The following is a 16,359-nucleotide window of genomic DNA, read 5'->3' on the forward strand; positions in this document are numbered from 1 at the left end:
TGTGGCAAGTCGAGGCCTTGGCCAGGAGAACGGAATGGGATGAGGTCAGGGCGTTGGCAAGGACGGCATTGACTCTCCTGGCCTGACCGACGCACCACTTTCGGCGGGGCGTGCGCTGGCCGGGATGGTCGCCGTGACGTTGCGTAGCGAGCGACTCGCGGCTAGATCCGTACCCGCCGGGGTGAGCAGTCCGATCCGCACCCCTCGGATGATGTTTGCGATCATCACCGGATGGAGTTCCTGCTCGATCCGCCCTTTGGCGTCGGTCCGTTACGGCTTGGGATGGCGCCAGACGAGGTACGGGCGGCGCTCGAGAGCATCGGCCCGCTGCAGCCTACGGCCTATGGCGAGCTCGCCGTGCATCTCGCCAGCGGCTTGGGGTTCAGTGTGGGTTTCGGGGTCGGCGTGACGCTTAACAGGGTTAACGCGATCGAGGTATGGCGTCCACACGAACGTGACGTAGTGCGGTATCGCGACGTCGACGTGCTCGGTGTGCCTGCGCTGGAGGTCGTAGAGCAGCTGCGTCGTCATGTGGAGGTGGAAGCGAACGAGGAGGATGACGGGTTCACCGCGCGAGAGTTGTATCTTGCGCTGTGGCGGCCTTTCGCTGCGGATGACGACCCCGATGAGACGCAGGGTCACTTCTTCCAGTCCGTGCTCATCGCCAGGCCCGGCTACGACGACACTCCGGCCGAGGCGGCGGCACGGCTGGCCGCGCGGGCCACGAACCTGGTTACTGATTCGGGTTCGGTCTCGACTCTTGGGCGGGCGGATTCGCCGCGTTGATCGGTGCGTGCAGAACGTCCGCACATCGGCTATGAGCGTGCCTTACTACCGCAGCGGCCCAAGAACGAGGTGGTCACCCACCGTTACCTGACAGCTCTGGGCCGAGTCTCTGTGATGGGGCCCGTTGAGGCCGTCCTGCTGGAGCAGGTCGCTCCGTCATAGCCGCACCACAGCTCACTATCGATCTACCGCTACGAAATCTTGCTAGAGCCTCTGGAAGTCGTACGCCGACAGTAGGTCTCGGGCGTGGCGAACGGCTGGCCGATGGGCATGTCAGTTGGAGCCGCTGGCGGTTTCGATGTCGGTGCGGCGGCCGGGACGTTGCAGGTCGGTGATGAGCTGGTCGGCGAGGGTGATGGTTTCGTCGCTGGCCTCGGCGTCGATCTCGGCCAGGGCGCGGTCGAGGGCGCGGCGCAGGGTGCGGATCGCGTCGAGGTGGCCGAGTGCGGCGCGGGCCCGCATCGCCTGCTGGTACAGCTGTTCGCTGTACGGGCTGTGGCTGATGGCGGCTTCCAGTGTCCGGGCCTGTGCGGCGGGGTCGTCGGTGATGGCGTCGGCGAGGGCCAGGTGGGCGTCGAGGGCTTGTTGGCGGATGGCCTCGCGGTAGGGCTCAGCCCATTCGTAGTGGGCGCCGTCGGCGAGTGGGCCGCGGTAGCAGTCGACGGCCCGCTGCAGTGCGTCGATGCGCTGTTGCGGGTCGGTGGCCTGGTGGGCTTCGCGGATCGCGGTGCGCATCCGCCACAGGTCGATGTCGATTGCATCGTGGTTGAGCGAGTAGCGCTGGTGGGGGTGGGTCAGATAGGTGGCGGGTCCGCCGATGCGGCGCATGACGGCGCGCAGGTCGGAGACGTAGGTGTGCAGCCGCTCGGGGGCTTTGCTGGCCGGGGCGTCGGGCAGCAGGTCGTCCAGGATGGCCTCGACGGTGGCGCTGCCGTCGTGGACGGCGAGGTAGACCAGCAGTTCCAGGGCTTTTCTGCGGGGCCGCCGGTCGGGATTGGTGGCCACGATGCCCGCTTCGCCGAGCACGGTCACCTCGACGTGCCCCGGGTTGTCGGCGTTGTCGACGGTGTTGGGTGCGGGCGGTTGCGGGTGCTCACTGGTGAAGGCGGTCGAGGGGTCGGGCCACTGTAGGGCGGTGCCGATCTCGGCGTAGCGGTCGGCGGTGGGAGGTGCGCCCTCGCCCGTCTCTGGAGCCGAGGTTGGCTGGTCGGTGTCGGATTGCGTACCGGCCGGTTCCGCGGCGAGTGTGGTCTTGGTGACGCCGAGGGCGGCGTGGCCGGTGGCGGTGAGTCGCCACACGGTTTGGCCGGTGTCGGTGCGGATCGTCTCGGCGTGGCCGGTGTGCTCCCACTGCACGAGGTTGGTGGTGACGGTCGGGTACGGCAGGGCGAGATGGGCGGCGATCGCGGCGGCGGTGGCGTCGCCGTGGTCGGCCAGCGCGGTCAGGACCCGGCCCGCGTCGTCGAGGGGCAGGACGATGCCTGCGGTGCCCGATGATGCGGGTTCGGCATCGGTGGTGGGCCGGTGCGGTTGCGGTTCGGCTGGAGGCGGGGGCTGCGGCAGCCCGGTGTGCGCTTCGGCCAGGGTGGTGATGACCGCGACGGTCTCGGCGGGGGTGAGGACGGCGAGCCGGCCGACGTCGGCGGGATGGTGGCCGTGGCGTCCGGTGTCGCCGGCGGTGGTGGAGCCGTCGGTGTCCACGATGATGGTGTCGCCGGCGGGCCAGTCGCTGAGCAGGATGCCGTGGATGTCGAGGCGTTGGCCTTGGGCGAGCAGGGCGGCGATCCGGGTGCGTTCGTGGCTGCTGGTGGCGTCGGCCAGTAGCAGGATCGGCGGGGTGGGCTCTTCGTAGGGGTCGGCCGCGCGCATGGCGGTGACGGTGTCGACCTCGTGCGTGTAGACCAGCCGGCTGCGGTGCAGGATCTGCTGTTCCAGCACGCTGAGGGCTTCGGCGAGGTCGTCGGTCACGACCAGACGCGGGGTGCTGGGCAAGGTGACCGCTGCGGCGCCGAGCAACGTGGCCGCCGTGGTGGAGGGCAGCATCACCTGGCCGGGCGGGGTACCGGCGTCGCTGTCAGCCAGGGCTGCGGCGAGGAAGCCGCGGGCCGCGGATTCGGCACCGGGACCGGTCAGGCCCAGCCCGGACGACGGCCACACGGCCGCTGCCGGGTTCGTCGACGCGGGCACGACGGGACGGGCAGCCGGCGCGGCACTTACGTCGCGGGCAGGGTCTGCTTCGGCGCCGGTGGCCGCGGTCGGGTCGGCGGGTTCGCCGGCGTCACGGTCGTCTTTCCCGCGCGGCGGTTCTGCCGGGTCGATGTCGGAGAAGTTCAGCGTGTGGGTGGCGGTGGTGGAGGTCGGCGTGGTCCAGGCGGCCGCGGCATCGGTGTCGGCGGCCTGCGGGTCGTCGCGCAGCCGGCGCCGGATCTGGGTGACCACCGACGGCATCGGCGCCAGGCCCGGGTCGTCGAGGCGCAGGTCGGGGGAGAGGGGGCGGGGGGTGTAGCGGCGGCGCCGGTGTGCCCAGACGAGGGCGACGGCGGCGGCGACGGCGGCGGCGAGGCCGAGGTCCAGCCAGCTGCCGCTGGCCAGCGATATTCCGGGTGAGGCGGTGCGGCTGCGTTCCGGCTGTGGTTGCTGTCCTGCCGCGTCGCCGGCGATCGCCGAGGACGGGGCGGGCGAGTTGGTGGGTGCGGACGTTTCGGTGGCACCGGTGCGGTCGCCGGTCGGCGACGGTGTGGGGGTCGGGCGCGCCGCTGCTGGCGGCGGGTTGTTCGGCGCAGCGGTGCTGCTGTGCGGTTCCGGACGTGGGGGAGTTGTGGTAGCCGGTGTGGAAGGTGGTGTCGGCGCGGGGGTGTCGGTGACGGGTGTGGTCGGTAGCGGCGTTGCCGGCGTGCCCGGGTGCTCGTTTGGGCCGGCGACGGCGGGTGGTAGCTGCGGTGGTGTGGCCGGTCGGGTGCCGGGCGGCGGGACGGCGTCGTCGGGCAGGGTCAGCACCCAGCCGCGTTCGATGTGGTCGCCGCCGAGCATGCGGCCGTTGTCGTCGTAGCGGTCGGCGTTGAGCTGGTAGATCTCCGGCCAGCGGTGCGGGTCGCCGAGCCAGCGGTCGGCGAGTTCCCAGAGGGTGTCGCCGCGTTTGACGGTGACGGTGTAGTCGTGGCCTGCGGTGGTGACGGTCAGCGGGCCGCTGTGCGCGACGAGCGCGAACCGGGGCAGCGGCGTTGACACCTCGGCGGCCGCGGTAACTAGGGCCGGTAGAGCTGTCACGGATGCCGACCGGTTCGCCAGAGCAGAGCTGTCGGCCATCAGGGGTGCGGCGGCGGTGCTTCCGGCACGCGCGGCCAGTTCCGGGGCGGCGACTGCCGCTGACGGCGGTGTCACGGTAGTGACTACGGCCGGCGGCACGACCAGCGTGGCGGCGGCTGCGGGCCCGGCGGACATGCCGGCGACCAGCAGCGCGGCGAGTGCCTGGACCGGTGACAGCGCCCGGACACGGCGGACCGGCCGGCCGCGGCGGGCGGCGGCGATCTCGCCGATCAGGCTGTAGCAGAACGCGGCCCAGACCAGCCACAACGCGCACGCGAGCAGGTTGATCACGGCTTGGTCGGGGAAGCCGCCGGTGAGCACGGCCTCCCAGCCGGCCACGTTGTTCGGCAGGCGTCGGGGCAGTGGCCAGCCGACGACCGCGGCCAGCGCTGCCGGCAGGCCGGCGAGCAGGGCGAGCGTGGTCAGCAGACTGGCCGCCCGGATGAGCAGGCGGCCGACCCGGTGCATCAGCATTCGTGTCACGCTCCCGCGGGTGTCAGGTAGGTGGTCCGAGGGTGGGGGTGGCGGCGGCGGTCGAGGTGACCGTGATCGTGGCGATGCCGAACATGCGCAGCATCGGGGTGGCCTGCCGGCTGGTCGCGGTCACGGTGATCTCGGCGGCGGTCACCTGCACGTTGCCGGTGGCATCGGCGGCGGCGAGGAACTGCTTGGCGGCCTGGGCGGCGCGTGCCGCATCGAGGCGCACGGTTCCGTCGGTGCGGTAGGCGCCGGTGTCGATCTGCTGGGCGCCGGCGCGGGCGGCGGCCTGGGCCAGGTCGTAGCCGTGGGCGCGGGCGGCGAACACCGCACCGCCGCCGAGGAGCCCGGCCGCGGCGACGATGGCGATCATGCCGATGAACAGCAGCATGACGGCGACGGCGCCACGGTCGTCGCCGCGCGCCGCGGTGAGCTGGCGGCGTAGGCCGCTCACCACACCGGCACGGGCGGCTGCTCGCAGGTGAGGTGTCATGTGTCTGCCCGATACCGGTCGAGAGGGCTGCTAGATGCTGCGGTCATCGTCAGGGAACCGGGCAGTCCGATGCCGAGCAGTCCGTGGGTGGTCACGGTGCAGCGGACTTCGACGGTGACCGTGCCGCCGCGCCGGAACTGGCTGGTGTCGACGGTTACGGACATCCGGGCGCACCGGTCGGACAGGTTGGCGGTGGCGCTGCCGTGGGCGGCCGCCGCGGCGGCCGGGGCGGTGCGGGCCAGCGACGCGGACCGGGAGGCGGCACCGGCGGCGCTGTTGACGTCGATGGTGGCGCGGCCCACGTTGAAGGCGCCGACGAGCAGGAAGATCAGCAGCACTGCCATGGGCACGCCGAGGGCGAGTTCGACGGCGATCGACCCGCGATCATCATCGCGGCCCGACGCGGGGGCTCCGGTGGTAGAGGACGTCATGGGACGTATCTCTCGGTAGGGGCATGGACGGTGACGCTGATCGGGAACGGCAGGCCGCGGGTGTGACCACGTACGGTCACGGTGGTGACGGCGGCGCTGCGGCTGACACTCACGGACGGGTCGTCGATGAAGGAGCCGCCCAGGTCGGCGAGCAGAGCTGCGGCATCCGCGTGGCCTGCGGCGGCGCTGCCCCCGACCACCCGGGTGGTCTGTGCGGCGTGGTCGGCGGCGGCGTGCGCGGCCAGGCTGCCCGCGCCCCAGGCGAACATCTGCAGCAGTAATAGCACCACGCTGAGCACGATTGGGGCGCCGAGGGCGAACTCCACCGCGCTCGAGCCGCGGTCGTCGCGCAGCAGGCGACGCCAGCGGCCAGTCGCGGCGGGAGGAGCGCCGGGCACTACTGGAACACCCAGTTGGCGACGATCTGGGTGACGCCGTTGCGGTACGCCGCGTACAGGCCGATGACGGCCAGAGCGCCGAGGCCGATGCCGATCGCGTACTCCACGGCGTGGCTGCCCCGCTCAGGTTGGCGGCGCAGTTCGTCGGCGCGGGCGTGCAGCGTCGCGGCGGCGTACGCGATCAGGGCGAGCGCGGGGTTGCGGTGCATGACCACTCCTGTCAGCTGGTGATCGAGACGATGGCCGGGTAGATCAGAAACAGCAGGAAGATCGAGGTGAGCGCCATCAGCGGGATGCTCATCCGTTCGGTGGCCGACTCCGCCTCGGCCTCCATCTCGGCGGTGAGCCGGTCAGCGAGGGCCTCGCCGCGTTGCAGCAGCGCCTCCCGGATCCGGGTGCCCTCGCCGGCCGCGAGTTGCAGGGTCCCGGCGAGCTGTTCCAGCTGCACCACGCCGGTGCGCTCGCCCAGCTCGCGCACCGGTATCCAGATCGGGATCCGACTCACCCGGGCGGTGACCAGCGCCTCGCGGATCCGGCGGGCAGCCCAACCCTCGGCGATCGATGACGCGTCGTTGAGGGCTTGCTCGATCCCCGCGCCGGCAGCCAACGCGGGAGGCACGACGTCGAGCAGCGCGGCGAGGGTGTGCCGCATCAGCAACCGGCGTTCCTCGGCTTCCTCGTGCACCGACAGCTCACCGACGATGAACGCGCCGGCGCCCAACGCGAGGCCGATCCACAGCGGCACGGTCAGGCTGATACCGGCGCCCATGACGTTGAGCACGGCGACGGTCGCCGGCGGGGCGAGCAGGCCGAGCACGGCGAGCCCGACCTGAGCGGCGAGGTACTCGTGCGGGTCACGTTCCAGGATGGCGAGGTCTTTACGGACCCGTTCGCGGGGCAGCCCGAGGTGCTGCAGCGGGGACCCGAGCGCCTGCAGCAGTCGTTGCCGGCCGTGTGCCACGGGCGGTGGTGGGCGGCGCAGGGTGTCGATCGCCGCTGCCAGCGGCGGCCGGGCCGGCGCGAGAGCGAGAACGAGGACCGTCAGGCCGAGGCCGATACCCGCGCCAATCACAATCATCGTGGTCACGGGAGCACCGCCACGTCATCGGCGCTGCCCGTCAAGATGCGCGGCAGGTCCCGGACCCGGCCGGTGCGCACCATCCACACCAGCGCCGCGCCGAACAGGGCCCCGAGTGCGGCGAGAATCAGCTGCCCGAGCCCGGTGCCGTAGGGGGCGAGGAAGTCCCCGCCGAACATGGCCATCAGCACGACCGTGGACAGCATGACGCAGATGACGATCCTGGTCGCGGTGCGGGTGCGGGCCCTGCCGGTGGCGATCCGCAGCCGCGACGAGGCCTGCCGCCGAGCGCGGCGGCCGACCCCGGACAGGCCGACGGCGATGTCACGAGCCTGATACTGCGCGGCCTGCAGCAGCACGTTGGCGACCATGTCGGCGGTCGGATCGGACAGATCCTTCGCGAATGCCCGCAACGCGTCGGGCAGCCGGATCCCGGCCCGCAACGCCTCCGCTAACCGGGACAGCTCGGAGCGGATCTCCACCGGGGCGACCGCCGCGGTCTCCAGGATCGTCTGCTCGATCCCGGCCGCAGCGCGCAACGTACCGGACAGGTCCTCGGCCCACGCGGCGATCGCCTCGACCCGGGCCAGGGTGCGCTTCTGCGCCCGGTCCGGGCCGAGCACGCTCGGCAGCGCCCACGCGGCGATCCCGGCGAGTACCGCCGCGATCGGCCACCGGGTCGCCGCCCCGATGACGGCGCCGACGGTCAGGACAGCGGCGATCCGCAGGGCAGACATGCCGGCGCGGGCCCGGCGACGCTCGGCGCGGGCCGGCCGGTCCGGGCGCGCCCGTGCCCGCACCCCACTAACCAGTACGAGCACCGCGGCACCGATGCCGGCGCCCAACAACGCGAACAACGCCCTCATCGCGTCTCACCAGCCCCGGATCGTGTCGGGATTGAAGCCGGCGGCCACGAGCTCGTCGAGCGTGTCGGAGCGCAGCATCGCCGACGGCACGGCCCGCCGGTCGGGACCCGGTCGGAATACCTCGTTGGAGATGACCTCACCACCCTCGGCGTGAACGACCTCCCGGATCGAGGAGACGACCCGCCTGCCGTCGGTGGACCAGGCCAGGTGGACCACGAAGTGCACGGCGCCACCGATCAGCGGCGCGGTGGACTCGAACGGCAACCGTTCGGCGGACTGGGCGGCGTAGGTCATCAGCCGGGTGAAGGCCTGTTTCGATGAGGAGGCGTGGATGGTCGCCAGGCTGCCGTCGTTGCCCTGGCTCATGCAGTTGAGAAGCGGGACGACCTCACCGCCGCGGGCCTCGCCGAGGATGACCCGGTCCGGCGACATCCGCAGCGCCCACCGGACCAGCTCGGCCAGGTCGATCCCGCCCTCGCCCTCGACGTTGGGTTCGCGGGCCTGCAGCGCCACACAATCGGGATGGTCCGGGTCCTCATCCAGGGCCAGCTCGTCGGTGTCCTCAATGGTGATCAGCCGCTCCTGCGGGGGAATGGCCTTGGCCATCGCCCGCAGGAAGGTGGTCTTACCAGTGTCAGTGCCGCCGCAAATGATCACGTTACGGCGGGCCAGGACCATCGCGGTCAGCAGATCCCGCAGCCCGGCGTCCATTGCGCCGTAGTCAATCGCGAGTTCGTCGAGGTTGGTGCGTAGCAACGTGTGCTTGCGGATCGATATCGACGGCTCCCGCGACAGCATGGTCGCGAACAGGCGGGACCCGTCGGGCAGCCGGACCGAGACGCGCGGTACGCCACGGTCGAAGCGGCGTTCGTCGGCGCCGGCGCGGGCGGCGATGTCGCGGATCAGCGCGATCAGCTCGTCGGCGTCTCTGGTGATCGCCGGCATCCGGGTCTTCGTGCCGTCGGCGCGTTTGACCCACACGATGCCGCCATTGATCGCAATGTTCGTGATCGCCGGGTCGGCCAGCAGCGGCTGCAACGGGCCCATACCGGTCAGCGCATCGCGGACCGCCTTGGCCACCACCGTCTCCACCGGCGGATCCAGTGGCATGTCACCCGCGGCGAGCCGGCCACGGGCGTGCGCGTCCAACGCGGCACCGACCAGGTCAGCGACCCGCTGGTCGCGCTCCCGGCCGGTCAGCCGCGCACCGGACGCCGCGAGCTGGGACGCGACCTGCGCCCGTAGCTCGTCGATCAGCGACTGATGAACCTGCGGCTGCCACCCAGCGCGCGGTTGCCCGAGCATCGTCATGACCGCACCTCCACCGGCACGAGCCGATCAACAGCGGCGTCGGGCAAGATCGACGCCGGCTGCGCGGTGGTCAACGTGATAGCCATGTCCCGCATCGCACGGGCGAGTCTCAATCGCCGCCAGTTCGGCACCTGCAACCGCCCGGCCAGCGCACCACCCACCAACCGGCTGGGCGGCGACTCACCCAGCACCGGCACGCCCAGCGCCCGACTCAGCTCGGCCGCGCCGTAGCCGTCGTCACCTGCACGGACCAGCCACAACCTGCCGGACAACTCGGGACGCAGCCACTCCAGGCGCGCTTGGACCTGCAACGCGTCGGCCAAATGCCCACCGGCAACGACCAGCACATGATCCGCCGCTGCGGCCAACCGCACCCCGGCGCTACCCCGGGTCAGCCGGCCCAGATCGACGATCACGGCGCGCACATCGGCGGTACGGCGCAGCACCTCGGCGCCGCTGTAGACCAGCGTCTGCACCGCCGCGGCAGCCGCGTCACCCGGCGGCGCCAGCACCACCCGCGCGCCCACGCTCACCGATTGCGTGTGGTCATCGAAGCTGACCGGTCCACTGCCGGGCCGGGAGGCAGCCGCCAGGCTCGTCAATCCCGGTTCGGGGTGATGCCCGAACCGGGCGGCCAGATCCCCGCCCTCGGGGTCACACTCCAACAGCACCGCGCCCTCCTCCGGCCACAACGCCGCCAGACCGAGACCCAGCGTGGTGACACCCGGAGCGCCCTTGACCGAGCAGACAGCGATCAACACGAGCCGATCACCGCCCCGCGCCGAGCTGGATCAGTGACGGCTCGCCCACCGTTGAGGCGACCTTCGTGGCGTCGGCACTGGCCAACAGCAGCGAGACCACCTGCTGCCCCGACTGATCGGCCGCCTGCTCCACCGACACCACCGTCGCCTTGGCGTGCACGACCGGCCCCGCACTCGTTGCAACGCCGCCGGCCGCACCGGCAGTCGGCACGATCAGCACCGTCACCTTGGTACCGGCCGCCAGGCCGCTCGGGGCGTGACCGGGCTTGACCCCCAGGGCGATCACTGCCTGCCCGGCCGCCGGAAACACCACCTCACCCAGCAGACCCTCGTGCAGCAACGTGCCAGCGGCCACCGGCATCGACGCCGTCCTGCCGGCCACCGTCGTACGCTGCGCCTCCGGCACGGTCGCCACCCCGGCCTCGGCGGCGATGCGCACCACGGTCAAGTCAGCGTCGGTGATCGTCTGCCCTGCGGCGATGTCGCGTGCGACGGCCAGCACCGGCACCCGAGTGTCCACCCGGTTGGCCACAATCGCGCCGGCCAAGGCGAGGCCCAGGATCAGCACCGCGCCCAGCAGGACACGGGGAACGCTGATCCGGCGCCGGATGACCGGTCCTGCTGGTGCACCGTTCACAGGCAAGCCGGTACTGCCGCTCGGACGCCGGGCGTCGAGCGTTGCGGAGGAAGACATGGTTATCCCCGTGTCGTCGTATTGAGCCCTTGAGATTCGGTCACGGTCAGCGTGCGCGTCGAAGCCGTCGTCAGGTCCGGAACCGCGCCCGTCTGCCCGCCGCCAGCCCAGGTGACCTGCCAGGTGACGGTGACGGTCACCGTGAACGAGCCGGCCTTGGTGTAGGTATGGCCGCAGGTGGGTGACTGGTCATCCGGATCGCGGTCCGGAGTCCAGACGGTGCCGCGGCCGACACAAGCCACGTTCTTCGAATCGTCGCCGGGGGAGAGCACCAGCTTTGTCGGCTTCGCGGTGGCCGTTACCGACAGACCGGGAACGGAAGCCGTCGCCGACTGCGCCGCCCACGACGAGTCATCCAGCCACACCCACGTCGGGAACCATGTCAACTGCTTGGCCGGCGACTCCGGGTTGACCCTGATGCCCGGCCTCGGCAACGACAGGCCCGCAACCGCTTGCCGCGCCAGCACAGCCGGATCCACCGTCGGCCCCGGCCCATCGATCCACATCGGGAAACTGACCTGCGTACCGCCAGGACCCTCCCCAATAACAAAGCAGATTTCGATGTACCAGCCACCGTCCTTGGCGGTCTTGCCCGCCGGCGGCGGTTTGCCTTCGACTGGCTGGTAGGTGCAGTGGTCGTCGTCGCCTTCGTCACCCGATCCGGAGCCGTCGTCGGATCCTTGGCCCGAATCGTCGCCCCGACCGCCGCCGCTGCCGGGCCCACCGACCGTCACGTTACAAATGGGAGCCGTCGGTGTTTTGGTGCAATTGACTGGCTTGAGGCTGTCCGCATGTGCCGGCGTACCCAAGGCAGCAAGGAGGAAGAGAGCTGCTGAGAGCGTGCGTGCGTAGCGAGCACTCAGCATGTTCCCACCTCTAGAACCCCGAAGCTGCTTACTTTCCAGCCGCTGGGCTGCCATCGGACGCTCGCTTCCGCGCGGCGCTTCCCGCCGGGTGAGTCGCTGTAGGGCGGTCCAGGCGATGCACGAACGATCTGCGAACCGCTGCTGTCGAGACAGTCGGTGATCTGAACCTCGGTCGGCGCGTCCACCGGTGCAGCAGAAGTTACCTCGGGGGACACGACGACACCGCCGGTGCCCTTGAGCCCGCCGTCCTTCGTTTCCTGCACACCTTCGGTCAGGACATCCAAGGCTTCACCGTCGGCGTAGCGGGCCAGATCCGGGTACGCAGGGTCTGGTATAGCCAAGGCGGCCGTGTACGCCTGCCACATCCCGCGATAGGCGGCGATCGCGTCGCGGCCGGCCGTGGTGGCGTCCGGGATGGTCGCCGCTGAGGGCTTCGACTGCGATGCGGAAGGAACGGTTGGGTCGGGGCTCGCCTCGGAGGTGCATCCGACCGCAGCGATGCCGACGAGGAAGCCGAGCGACGCCAAGCGAATTCTGGCAAGGATTCGGCGTGCAAGCGATCGCTCAGCATGCCGGTGCCACTTACTACGGACATCACCTCTTGCTACGCCGTGCGACAGGGCCAGCTCGGCTGTGCCGTGTGAATCCGTGGTCCGCGAGCTCCTGCGGCTCATCCGCACTCCTCTGCTCCGGCGTGGGCACCCACCGTCTAGTGACCTTGTTCGATCGGTGCCCGATCTGGTCTACCGCAAGCGGAGCGCTGGCGCTACGGCGTCAACAATGCGCCGCCGTGGTTGCGTTGTTCTGAATGCGTCGTAGCAGCGATGTATTCGCCGTGTGCTGCATCGATCCGCGGCCAAGCGATCTTGACTGGCCCGCACCCGGACGTGGTGGCTCCTGGGCGCGTTGTTGCTCGCAGATCGGACGATCTTGGCTAGGGGGCGACGTGAAAGTCGGAGGAGGAAGACAACACGCTTTCATGTTTCGCATCGAGCGCCTTGACTTTTGCTGACCATATCCGGCTGAATGGATCTTCCGTTGCGCTTTGTAGTTGACCCGTGACCGGCGCGTACTGGCGGTCGGCGGGGTCTTGGTACGGGGGATGGGGTAGCTGCGTTGAGCGATCTACGCCCGGAGGTCATCAGGGAGATCTTGACCCATGTTTGGCGACCACCCATCTTGTGTGCGTTGTCGCAAGGGCCCCAGCGGTACGTCGCCATCCGGGCCAAGTTGGTGGAGGCGAGCGGGCAGACGCCAGGTGACGGCTATCTGAGTACGGAACTGCGCGATCTGCGGCGCCTTGGTCTGATCGAACAACGCGATCTGCCGGAAACCCGGCGACGTGCCTGGGCGCTGACCGATCTCGGGCGCACCGCTGTTGCCGCTATTGATCAACTCAGCGACTCCGGATCTACGCCGCCGCCAAAAAGCACGTTGAGTGACGCGGAGACGGCCCAGGGCCCGGCCGTGGCCGCCCGGCGTAAGGACACGGACAGCGATCGAAGCACGAGTAGGAGGCGGCAAGTGCCTGAAGAGCAGGCACCGGGCTCAATCAACTCGTCAGTGCCTCATCCCGCGCGTCGTTACAACTACTGGCTGGGCGGTAAGGACAACTTTCAGGCGGATCGCGATGCAGGCGAGGCCATTGCTGCCGTGTTCCCGCACATCCGGACCGCAGCGAGAGAGAACCGGGCCTTCCTGCAGCGGGCGGTGCGGTGGCTTACGGCGGAAGCCGGCATCCGTCAATTCCTGGACATCGGTACCGGACTGCCCACCGCGGACAACGTCCACGAGGTCGCCCAGCGCATCGCCCCGCAATCTCGGGTCGTCTACGTAGACAACGATCCCCTGGTCCTCGCACACGCCCGTGCCCTGCTGAACAGCTCCGAGCAAGGCGCCACCGCATACATCGAGGCGGACGTACGCAACCCCGAAAGCATCCTCGACGATCCGGCCGTCCGCGACACGCTCGACATGTCTCAGCCGTTGGCGCTTCTGATGGTGGCACTGCTGCACTTCATCCCGGACGACGACGACCCGTACGCCATCGTGAAGCGTCTTGTCAGCGCCTTGCCGGCCGGCAGCTACCTCGTGCTCTCGCACGTCACCTATGACCCACTCGATCCAGACACGATCGCGCGGCTCGACGCCGCGAACCAGAACAGCGGCCCGCCGTTCCGCCCTCGCACAGAAGCCGAAGTGGCACGGTTTTTCGAAGGCCTGCACCTGATCGATCCGGGAATCGTGTCGCTATCGGACTGGCGCGCCGATCCCGGACCTCGGCCCACCGCGGCCGAGGCGGCCGGGTACGGGGCTACCGCCCGAATCGGGACGCTCCCATAGCGTGCAACCCCGACATCAGGTCATCGGCGAACCTGCATGCCGCAAAGCCGTCCGACCGAGTGCGGAAGCCACCATGTCGCCGGTGCAAGGGCGGCGATGACCATGACAGCGAGCGTTGCGCTGATCGTAAGTGTTGCAGCGTGCAACACCGTATTCGCGGGCCTGTGGCCACGAGTGGCGTGCCGGTTCGCAGCGGACGACCCACCGTCGCGCGCGGGTTGCCCCGAATGCCACCGGCTGTTTGCCGCCGGCTGGCGCGGCTGGGTCCGGTTGGGCAGACCCTGCCGGCTTTGCCGTGCCGGAACCCACACCTTGTGGGCGGCATCCGTGTGCGCAGGCGCTGCAACGGCGGCTCTGACATGGCGGCTACCCCATGCCGAGGCCGGGCAGACCGCCCTGCTCGTGATGTGGCTGCTCGTCGTGCAGGCCAGTACGTTGCTCTCCTTGATCGACGTCGCGGCACGCCGGCTGCCGATGAGGATCGTCCGCGTCGTTGGCCTGGTAGTAGCACTCGGCGCATCTGCGGCTGCGCTACTGGCCGGCCAACCTATGCTGTTGCTGGCCGCGTTGCTGGGCGCCATCGGTCTGGGCGGGTTCTATCTGCTAATCGCCCTATCCCTGCCGGGTAAGATCGGTTGGGGTGACGTTCGTCTGGCGGCTGTCCTCGGAGCCGCGCTGGGGACCATCGACGGGAACGCCTTAGTGCTCGGCCTGGTACTGGCCTACGTGCTCGTATTCCCGTTCGCCCTCATCTTGCGCAGACGACCAACCAGCGAGGCGTCCGCCGAGGTTCCGTTCGGACCCTTTCTCGCGAGCGGGGCCATCATCGCGGCAATAGTGGCGGGCGGATAGATCAGTATTGCGCGACGACGCACCGCGAGGGCATCCGGCGTTCGTCGCCAGCGCCCCGCGTTGACCAGGGTGCCTAGGACCGGACCAGCTCGCCGACCTGCTCAACCTGGAAGTCGACCTGCTGCTAACTCTCTAGTCGTAAGACTATAGTCATTGGTTTGGCAGTGAAGTCGATCCAACTTATGGGCGCGCACGAGGTTCGGGTCCGGCCGGGCCGGGTGTCCCGGCAGCGGACTTACCAGATCACCAGTCGGGCAGACTTCCCGAAGCCGGCGGCGCACTTGTTTCCAAGGCGAGGCCCGGCTGGCCGAGGATGTGGAAGCGTGGATCGAAGGCGCCGGCGAAACGCGACAAATAGTGACCAAATTTATGAACTGGTTCTCTCTGGTGTAGCAGCCTCGCATTTCGCGCACCCTGACTTGTTGCGGGCAGCGCACTCCCGGGGGAGCCCACGCGGCGACTGGATGATCTGTCCCGATCAAAACCATCCCGCTTGGGGACGGGCTCATCGTCCTTGGAGGCCGGTGAGCACGTCTGTCATGACAGCAGTGAGGGCGGGAAGCTGGTGCTGGAGTGGCTGAAGTTTGTCGAAGCTCCGACTTGCCTTTTCGCCAGGCATGACTTGGATGAAGACGTAGGCGTTGCCCGACCGGGCGGCAAGGCGTAGTGAGGGCTCGCGGTAGAGGGCAAATGCCTCATCGGCTAGGCCCGGCACGTCGGCAAAGTCGACACCGCCGCCCAGCCGGCTCGATGCCGACTTCTCCGATTGGAACCAGGCGGTCGCCTGCATCGCGCCCGTCTCCTGAGCGAAAATCTTGATGCTGGCCACGGCGCTGGGCGACAGCGTGCCAGCCTCGGAGTATTGACAGGTTGTCTGGTCTAACGCAGCGCCGGGGACTACCTCGCCGAGGAGTTTCTGCTCCCCGGGTGACACATAGGTGCTGGTCCGCTTGCCGTTCGCGACCAGTTCGTAGGGCGGAGCAGTCAGCGTCGGGCATCCGGAGGAAAACCCTTGCCAGGTCCGTCCCGGCGACTGGCTAGTAGTCGATAACGGTGCAGCCTGTGGTGCCGTACCTGCACCGTTCGTACAAGCCGCGGTCAGCGTGACGAGCAGCCCGGAGATCACTGCCCACCGCGATCTTGAAAGCACTTGCGCCTCCGTTTGTCGATTTTGTGCGAGCACCATACGCGAGCAGGTCGTGGATTTGGGACAGCCCTGCCACTCCGGGTTGAGGGCGGAGGAACGCTCCGCGCACAGCGTCCAGCGGGGACGTCGAAGGACCGATGGCGCAGATCCTCGCGCGCCACGACGTCGCTGACGGTAGTTCAGGGCTGAAGCCGGCCGAGTGAAGCCGTAGGCGCACCTAGTGTCGACAGCACCGCTCCAACAACGACGATCCTGCGATGGCGGGATCCCGCGATGCGGGTCGCTGATGCCGGTGTTGTCGCCCTTTCGAAGACGGAGTCCGTCGGGCATGTCAGCGTTCGCCACGTTAAGGCAGGCGAGTCCGTTCTATAGCTTTTGCGACTTTGTTCGATCATGATCATCCGCAACCACGGAGGGTGAGAGTTTCATCGGCACCTGGCCCTGTGGGGACACCCTTACCGCGTTGGCTGAGCAGTGCATCTCGGAGGCGTGAGGCGATTCGGTCGACACTGCGGCCGGTGATGTCGGGCGTTCCGGCGGCACTCTGCAG

General features: G+C 69.4%; 16 protein-coding genes and 1 pseudogene. 4 read left to right on the forward strand and 13 right to left on the reverse strand.

Annotated features, from left to right (window positions below; translation table 11 throughout):
- Nucleotides 1–231: 231 nt before the first annotated feature.
- Complete coding sequence (locus tag I4J89_RS47065; RefSeq protein ID WP_196420767.1) at nt 232–786, forward strand: hypothetical protein; 555 nt, start codon at nt 232–234, stop codon at nt 784–786.
- A 273-nt stretch (nt 787–1,059) separates the two neighbouring features.
- Here the strand turns inward: I4J89_RS47065 and I4J89_RS51345 are convergent, their stop codons facing one another.
- The 12 genes from I4J89_RS51345 to I4J89_RS47130 are packed head-to-tail and all read right to left on the reverse strand — an operon-like array spanning nt 1,060 to nt 11,994.
- Nucleotides 1,060–4,566 carry an AfsR/SARP family transcriptional regulator gene (locus tag I4J89_RS51345; RefSeq protein ID WP_304519587.1) on the reverse strand — a complete coding sequence of 1,169 codons (3,507 nt, stop codon included), beginning with the start codon at nt 4,564–4,566 and terminating at the stop codon, nt 1,060–1,062.
- Between the two features lie 22 nt (nt 4,567–4,588).
- Nucleotides 4,589–5,062 (reverse strand): hypothetical protein, encoded by a 474-nt coding sequence (locus tag I4J89_RS47080; protein WP_196420768.1) that lies wholly within the window; start codon nt 5,060–5,062, stop codon nt 4,589–4,591.
- Entirely contained in the window at nt 5,059–5,493 is a 435-nt protein-coding gene (locus tag I4J89_RS47085) for a TadE family protein (RefSeq protein WP_196420769.1), read from the reverse strand. The genes I4J89_RS47080 and I4J89_RS47085 overlap by 4 nt, the downstream gene beginning before the upstream one ends.
- On the reverse strand, nt 5,490–5,891 hold the full coding sequence (locus I4J89_RS47090; protein WP_196420770.1) for a TadE/TadG family type IV pilus assembly protein: 402 nt from the start codon (nt 5,889–5,891) through the stop codon (nt 5,490–5,492). The genes I4J89_RS47085 and I4J89_RS47090 overlap by 4 nt, the downstream gene beginning before the upstream one ends.
- Nucleotides 5,891–6,100, reverse strand: a complete 210-nt coding sequence (locus I4J89_RS47095; protein WP_196420771.1) for a hypothetical protein — start codon at nt 6,098–6,100, stop codon at nt 5,891–5,893. The genes I4J89_RS47090 and I4J89_RS47095 overlap by 1 nt, the downstream gene beginning before the upstream one ends.
- A gap of 11 nt (nt 6,101–6,111) precedes the next feature.
- Nucleotides 6,112–6,969, reverse strand: coding sequence for a type II secretion system F family protein (locus tag I4J89_RS47100; protein WP_230860788.1), 858 nt, complete (start codon nt 6,967–6,969; stop codon nt 6,112–6,114).
- Nucleotides 6,970–6,974: 5 nt separating this feature from the next.
- Nucleotides 6,975–7,835, reverse strand: a complete 861-nt coding sequence (locus tag I4J89_RS47105; protein ID WP_196420773.1) for a type II secretion system F family protein — start codon at nt 7,833–7,835, stop codon at nt 6,975–6,977.
- Between the two features lie 6 nt (nt 7,836–7,841).
- Nucleotides 7,842–9,146 carry a TadA family conjugal transfer-associated ATPase gene (locus tag I4J89_RS47110; RefSeq protein WP_373688218.1) on the reverse strand — a complete coding sequence of 435 codons (1,305 nt, stop codon included), beginning with the start codon at nt 9,144–9,146 and terminating at the stop codon, nt 7,842–7,844.
- Entirely contained in the window at nt 9,143–9,907 is a 765-nt protein-coding gene (locus tag I4J89_RS47115) for a CpaE/TadZ family protein (protein WP_196420774.1), read from the reverse strand. The genes I4J89_RS47110 and I4J89_RS47115 overlap by 4 nt, the downstream gene beginning before the upstream one ends.
- 7 nt (nt 9,908–9,914) lie before the next feature.
- Nucleotides 9,915–10,544, reverse strand: a complete 630-nt coding sequence (locus I4J89_RS47120) for an SAF domain-containing protein (protein WP_196420775.1) — start codon at nt 10,542–10,544, stop codon at nt 9,915–9,917.
- Between the two features lie 59 nt (nt 10,545–10,603).
- Nucleotides 10,604–11,467, reverse strand: a complete 864-nt coding sequence (locus I4J89_RS47125; protein ID WP_196420776.1) for a hypothetical protein — start codon at nt 11,465–11,467, stop codon at nt 10,604–10,606.
- Nucleotides 11,461–11,994: a hypothetical protein gene (locus I4J89_RS47130; protein ID WP_196420777.1), complete on the reverse strand. Its 534-nt coding sequence runs from the start codon at nt 11,992–11,994 to the stop codon at nt 11,461–11,463. Before I4J89_RS47130 ends, I4J89_RS47125 begins: the two co-directional genes overlap by 7 nt.
- Before the next feature lie 625 nt (nt 11,995–12,619).
- Between I4J89_RS47130 and I4J89_RS50635 the strand changes: the two are divergent.
- The 3 genes and pseudogenes from I4J89_RS50635 to I4J89_RS47140 all read left to right on the forward strand — a co-directional run.
- Nucleotides 12,620–12,868 (forward strand): annotated as a pseudogene (locus tag I4J89_RS50635) (winged helix-turn-helix transcriptional regulator); the annotation flags it as partial.
- 123 nt (nt 12,869–12,991) lie between these two features.
- Entirely contained in the window at nt 12,992–13,810 is an 819-nt protein-coding gene (locus tag I4J89_RS47135) for an SAM-dependent methyltransferase (protein WP_309238789.1), read from the forward strand.
- Between the two features lie 405 nt (nt 13,811–14,215).
- Nucleotides 14,216–14,662: a prepilin peptidase gene (locus I4J89_RS47140; protein ID WP_196420779.1), complete on the forward strand. Its 447-nt coding sequence runs from the start codon at nt 14,216–14,218 to the stop codon at nt 14,660–14,662.
- Between the two features lie 505 nt (nt 14,663–15,167).
- Here the strand turns inward: I4J89_RS47140 and I4J89_RS47145 are convergent.
- Nucleotides 15,168–15,788, reverse strand: coding sequence for a hypothetical protein (locus tag I4J89_RS47145; RefSeq protein ID WP_196420780.1), 621 nt, complete (start codon nt 15,786–15,788; stop codon nt 15,168–15,170).
- Between the last annotated feature and the right edge of the window lie 571 nt (nt 15,789–16,359).

It is taken from the genome of Actinoplanes aureus (genome assembly GCF_015704865.1).
GTDB classification, from domain to species: Bacteria; Actinomycetota; Actinomycetes; order Mycobacteriales; family Micromonosporaceae; genus Actinoplanes; species Actinoplanes aureus.